General features: G+C 43.3%; 7 protein-coding genes and 2 pseudogenes. 4 read left to right on the top strand and 5 right to left on the bottom strand.

What is annotated here, in order from left to right; genetic code table 11:
* The 5 genes and pseudogenes from VOR_RS0107915 to VOR_RS0107895 form a co-directional block, all read right to left on the bottom strand.
* Window positions 1–616 (bottom strand): annotated as a pseudogene (locus VOR_RS0107915) (ATPase); the annotation flags it as partial.
* A 63-nt stretch (window positions 617–679) separates the two neighbouring features.
* A complete protein-coding gene (locus VOR_RS0107910) occupies window positions 680–1741 on the bottom strand; it encodes a hypothetical protein (protein ID WP_010319173.1) in 1062 nt (353 codons plus the stop codon).
* Window positions 1742–1743: 2 nt separating this feature from the next.
* Window positions 1744–2136: a TerB family tellurite resistance protein gene (locus tag VOR_RS0107905; RefSeq protein WP_010319172.1), complete on the bottom strand. Its 393-nt coding sequence runs from the start codon at window positions 2134–2136 to the stop codon at window positions 1744–1746.
* A gap of 2 nt (window positions 2137–2138) precedes the next feature.
* Window positions 2139–3095, bottom strand: a complete 957-nt coding sequence (locus tag VOR_RS0107900) for a helix-turn-helix transcriptional regulator (protein ID WP_010319171.1) — start codon at window positions 3093–3095, stop codon at window positions 2139–2141.
* Between the two features lie 354 nt (window positions 3096–3449).
* Window positions 3450–3626, bottom strand: coding sequence for an AlpA family transcriptional regulator (locus VOR_RS0107895; protein ID WP_029626993.1), 177 nt, complete (start codon window positions 3624–3626; stop codon window positions 3450–3452).
* A 143-nt stretch (window positions 3627–3769) separates the two neighbouring features.
* Between VOR_RS0107895 and radC the strand changes: the two genes are divergently transcribed.
* The 4 genes and pseudogenes from radC to VOR_RS19255 all read left to right on the top strand — a co-directional run.
* Window positions 3770–4246 carry a RadC family protein gene (gene radC / locus VOR_RS0107890; RefSeq protein WP_010319169.1) on the top strand — a complete coding sequence of 159 codons (477 nt, stop codon included), beginning with the start codon at window positions 3770–3772 and terminating at the stop codon, window positions 4244–4246.
* Entirely contained in the window at window positions 4243–4671 is a 429-nt protein-coding gene (locus tag VOR_RS0107885) for a DUF2787 domain-containing protein (protein ID WP_010319168.1), read from the top strand. The genes radC and VOR_RS0107885 overlap by 4 nt, the downstream gene beginning before the upstream one ends.
* Window positions 4672–4721: 50 nt before the next feature.
* Window positions 4722–5150, top strand: coding sequence for a DUF2787 domain-containing protein (locus VOR_RS0107880; protein ID WP_010319167.1), 429 nt, complete (start codon window positions 4722–4724; stop codon window positions 5148–5150).
* 124 nt (window positions 5151–5274) lie between these two features.
* Window positions 5275–5341, top strand: a pseudogene (locus tag VOR_RS19255) (GTPase family protein); the annotation flags it as partial.

The raw sequence follows: 5341 nt of genomic DNA, 5'->3' as shown, positions 1-5341 counted from the left end.
CTATGTTCTTGCGCTTATTTTCGATTGTCTTTGGTACAACTGTGGTCAGAAAATCATCCACTGAATGATCTGATTTGAGGTTATTGATATAAGAGTGAGTCGATTGAAAGTTTGTATCTTGGTTTGCAAGCTCTACGCCGTTGAGACCAGCAAGCACTCTTCCTGCATCATCGTGGACCTCATGAGATGATATGATATGATCAAGCTGGCGCTGTTCATCACCGGACATCGTTTGGCCACGGTATTCATCAACTAACTTGGCGCCTTGTTGCATTTTTTTATCTTCTTTACCTTTCGCCTTATAATTTGGGTGTGAATGGTAAAGATCTTCCTTTTTGGGTTTGCCATTTCCATCGGTCATGACGTTGCCGTTCTCATCAAGTTTGGTCGGTTTGTAGTCACCTCTATCGGCATAGTCTTGTTGCACACTATCGGAGATGTAAATTTCCTTGTCACCGTGTTGATGTTGACGAACATTATTGACCGTCGCAACCTCTCCACCTTTTTTGTCTTCGAAAAGTAAAAAATCTAAGCCGAATGTAGTGACTAAACTAGTTGTAATTGTTTTGTTTAGCTCATCGACCAATCGGAAATTTTGTATATTAGTTCCATGCATATCATACAGTCCTATAGAGAAGGGAGGGGACCTCCCTTCCATTATATTTGAATCAGTTCAGTGTTAACTTTGCGTAATACTGGATGCGGTGAGCACTGTATCAATTGCTGATTCGTTGATGACTTGCATACCCTCACTATCCATTTCTATTTCAACGATATTCTTATCACTAACAACTATGTTACCTTGTTCATCCTGCTTTGGTTTAAACAACGGCGTTGTGATGATATCGGTAAGAATAGCAGCGATTTGGTAACCATTGTGGATCAGACGGATAACATCATCTTCAAATTTAGATATGTCAGTTTTTCCCGCAATGAGTTGGTCAAAGGCTTTCAGGTTGTCAAAGTATTCTTTGAACACCAAGTACAGACGCTCAGTCTCGGCGTAGATCCTGTCAACGTAGAGTTTAGTTTTGTCCAGTTGCTTGCGTCCTTTTGCCATCTTTCCTACGGCTTCATTGACTTCTGATCTGGTTTTCCTCGCATCGCTTAAGGCTTCTTCTGCGTGTGACGCAAAGGCCCAACCTGCAATTGCCATGATAGGAGCGGCAACAACACCACCGAGTACCATTGCGCCTCCAGCCATTCCAAATCCACCTGCGGCAATCGATCCGCCACCAATTGCGGCCATAGTGGCGTTATAGGCAGCTGCGCCCGATAGAGCTGCAATAGGGGTACCTGTTGAAGCTGCAGCGACCGCCATTACACCACCATACACAGCGTATGCTGCTGCGCCAGCGGCGCCAGCCCCTGCAATCTTGCCCATGTAGGCTGTCGTGGACAGAGCTAGGCCATCAATTTTGTCAAGTTTGTGCTGCGGGAAGTCGATCTCAAGATTTTTTGAGTTTGATTGATTCAGCTTTTCTAGGAGCTTTTCAGCAATCGTTCTGAACTCCTTAAAATCATTACCGATCTTTAATTGCAGCTCGCCAAGTTTGACCAAGCTTTGGTTTGTCAACTCATTCTGCTTATCGAAAACCGAACGCTCGTTTTCGTATTTTCTTTTAGACGTATCTAAAATATCGTTTGCTTCAGATTTGTCCTGGTAGCCATCATAGCCTTTTTTGGCACCATAACCTGCCGCGACAATAGCAGCTCCAGCTAAAATAAATGGTAACGGCATTTCTATTTCTCCAAAAACTTTTGTGCTTCTGCTACTAGAGCTATCTGGCGCTGAACCCAGTCTTTTAGTTCTTCCAAACGTGATAGTTCAACACCGATGGTTTCTGCAATGTGTTTGATGAAATTACTTTCGCTTTCTTCCAAAGTCTGATCTGCATACCCCACACCGATAAGCTCAATAAGGAAGGACATTTTCTCAGAGTTTTCCGAAAACAGTGTCGATAGTTCAGCTAAGTCAAACGTTTTATCTAAATCAACATTGTTGCAGCATTGAGCCACGATGGTCTCTAGTAATAACGTTTCACGTTCATCGATGTGACCATCGGTTGCAATGAGTTGTTTGGAGAAATAATACAACGCTGACTGTTGCTGAAGATTAAGGTGTTGAATAAACATTATTATTTTCCTTTTTTATCAATATTATAAACATCAGAGCCAAAGCTCTTTAGCCACTTATCGAGTAGTAATGAGTCGATTACCGTAGCTGAAATCCTATAGCTATTTTCAAGTTCTTCTACAACTTGATCTTCTGATAATGGCGTCTCAAGTAGGTGGTATCCGGCCTGCTTGATGATTTCGAACTGGATTCGACAATGCTCGCCTTCACCAAAGCCAAATCTGCCATCGGAATCGTATTTAGCCAGTGAAAAACCTTCAGGTCTCTTAAAGTGAAATGACGATATTTGTGCATCATCAATACGATGCACGGCCAAGCTTCTCTCATTATCAAAGCCCTCAAAACGACAAACCAGATACAGTCTAACCCCTTGCTGTGCTAGGCCGAGCGGCATAATCGTAGCCTTTCTTGTTTGCTTATTGGCGTTGTGATACATAACCGTCAATAGACGCTCCTCATATAGCGCCTTACTTATGTTTTCCAAGACCTTTTTATCAATTTGGGGTGGTAAAAGAGGTTGAAATTCTCCTACTATTTTTATCTTATTTGTCCAGACTCGATCTTTTTGGTTTTTAGGGTCGAACTCAAGGTTGTATTTCGCCTCATTAAAATGAGTCCGCAGCGAGTTCACCACATCTTTTGGTAACAGAAGTTTTAGATGTTTTTCAGCCAAAGCAAGAAGTAGAGATTCATGTGCATTGAGTGAACCGACACCTAATGCATGGCAACTACTTGCTAGGCTGTAACCATAGGGTTTTGAGCGTGTATCTCTATCTATGGCAAAGTGTTCACTTAACATTTCTAAATTTCGTTGTATCGTTCGGATATCTCTCAATATACCAATTGCTTCGAGTTGTTCTCGTAACTCTAGAGCCGTGGTTTTTTTGTGCTTCGGTATCCTCTTCAAGATTTCAAGTGCAAGAATTAATGAATCCTGTGTGCTTTTTCTATTCGACAAGTAGCGACTATTCCGTTGCTGAAACTAGATTGAGATGTTAGTTCCATCATTATAATTACTGATATCAACAGAACGCCAATAGTAAGTGTATGCACCTGATATCCATGTGATCTAATGCTCATAAATTATATTTGCGAGAAGCGACAACTTAGGTCGCATGAGTTTCAGTTTGGTGATGATGCACAACAGGCTACTTAGGCTCTCAAGATAACTTTTATGTGGGCAACTTGAAGGTCGTTGAACGCATCTACCAACTAGAGCGCTATGTTCTAAGTGATGCGCTCAATATATTGCGCTGCCACTTTACTTAGCAGCGCTTTTCATTTCACGCATCAGACTTCATCCATAAATCAACTAACGCCTCTCCAAACGCTCTTCCATCCACTCATCCACTTCGCTTTCCACCCAGGCAATAGCCCTTTCTCCCAAGCTCACCGACTCTGGAAATTCCCCATCATTCATTTTGCGGTAAATTGCTGAACGGCTTAGTGCGGTCTTTTCCATTACTTCTTTTAGTTTCAGAAATCTCATGGGATGTTCTCCTATATCTTGTTGTCCCATGGGATGAACTGACTCTGTAAAAAATAGTTAAATCAGATCCTTACCTATATTCAAAGCCAATTTAGATATATGTCATCACTGTGAACCTTCCCACTATTGTTAAGGAGCAGGCTATGACTCATTTACCTCGCCACCGCTATCTACTCTCGCAACGAGCTTATGAGCATCGAGTACTGGAAGAAGCAGCAGAGATCCTTGAACAGCGTTATGTGCGCGGTGAAACCTTTGCACGTACGGAAAACACCACGGAATACTTGCGCTGTAAACTTGCTGGATATGAGCACGAAATGTTTGCCGTACTGTTTTTGGATAACCAGCATCGGCTAATTGAATTTAAGGAGCTATTTCGCGGTACGGTCGACGCCGCCAGTGTCTACCCAAGAGAGGTACTAAAGGAGGCACTAAACGTTAACGCAGCAGCGGTGATCTTTGCCCATAACCACCCCTCTGGCGATCCGGAGCCTTCACAAGCCGATAGGCGTATTACTCAGCGCTTAAAAGACGCCTTATCACTGGTAGATATTCGTGTGCTAGACCATGTGGTCGTTGGCAAAAGCAGCGTGTCATTTGCAGAAAGGGGCTGGCTATGATTGTGGAAAGCTATCAAACGATCCAGTTAGCAGACAGCTTTTGTCATGCGCTGAGCGCGATACTTCGCCGCTTTGACATCCCGCAAGAGGCAGAGCGAATAGTCCTCAACTGTCGAGATCCAAACTATTACCGCTCTCGCCAGGGCCTACATCCGGTCGAAATACTGTTCAAGCGAGAAAACAACGATTCCCTGTGGTCCATCGCGTTTATCGCCAGTTTTTCTTATCAGAATGACAGGCATGACTCGTTGGATGTCGAGCTCTACTTTCACCTTGCTAACCGTTGGTGTTACCAGCCTGATGCCGGTTCTGCTGATTTAGCTCAACCAGCAGTGCTAGACCTGTTTTATAGCTGGTGCTCCGCATTTGAGCGCCACCTTGCCAAACAAGCGTTGCAAGATATTCAACTCACCATGATTCGCTAACCCAAGGCGATTCTTCTTAATCGAATCTTATTTTTGTAGGAGGCATAACCATGTCTAATATTTTGTTCAAAGCCACCCATCTTCCCATTTCCAAACCGTTTCATGCCCTACTCGCTAACATACTTTCTGAACATCAAGCAAAAAGTGAAGTTCAGGCCACCAGCAAAGAGGTTGTCATGAACTTTCGAGACAGTTCTTACAGTGCCGAAGATGGCGGTTTTCATCCGGTAGAAATTGCACTGAGTCAGTCTAGTGATGGCCAATGGTGTATTGAATACATCACGGATTTTGCTTATGCCGGCCACCACTTTCCTGAGCTAGAACGTTGCTTGGATTTTGATTTCCAGCGTGGGGATTTCTTCACCGCCTATCACGGATGGAATCCTATCGTAGGTAACCGTGATGCTCGAGAGCTCTACCAGTTATGGGAGAGTAACTTTCTCGCCTATGTCGCAACGGAAGCCTTTGATGATATTTAATTAACCTCGGCTCCTTAGTTACCCCCATCAAGAAAACCGACAGGTTCATAAAGATAATCACCGTGTTCTGGGGCTTCGCGCTTTCCCAGTTCATCATCTCAACATTGAAAGAGGATCCACAACAATGAAAACCAATGATTTATTCTCAACTCTAGAAAATAACATTCTTCACAACTCGTTAGATTCAACGT

Origin of the sequence: Vibrio ordalii ATCC 33509, from assembly GCA_000257205.1 — a bacterium.
Lineage (GTDB): Bacteria > Pseudomonadota > Gammaproteobacteria > Enterobacterales > Vibrionaceae > Vibrio > Vibrio ordalii.
Note: the sequence above shows the minus strand (reverse complement) of the source record. Positions and strands in the feature narration are given on the sequence as shown.

Bases quoted from the DNA above. Each gene is read 5' to 3' on its own strand.
- VOR_RS0107910 (WP_010319173.1), bottom strand. From the start codon at position 1,741: ATGCCGTTACCATTTATTTTAGCTGGAGCTGCTATTGTCGCGGCAGGT.
- VOR_RS0107905 (WP_010319172.1), bottom strand. From the start codon at position 2,136: ATGTTTATTCAACACCTTAATCTTCAGCAACAGTCAGCGTTGTATTAT.
- VOR_RS0107895 (WP_029626993.1), bottom strand. From the start codon at position 3,626: ATGAGATTTCTGAAACTAAAAGAAGTAATGGAAAAGACCGCACTAAGC.
- radC (WP_010319169.1), top strand. From the start codon at position 3,770: ATGACTCATTTACCTCGCCACCGCTATCTACTCTCGCAACGAGCTTAT.
- VOR_RS0107885 (WP_010319168.1), top strand. From the start codon at position 4,243: ATGATTGTGGAAAGCTATCAAACGATCCAGTTAGCAGACAGCTTTTGT.
- VOR_RS0107880 (WP_010319167.1), top strand. From the start codon at position 4,722: ATGTCTAATATTTTGTTCAAAGCCACCCATCTTCCCATTTCCAAACCG.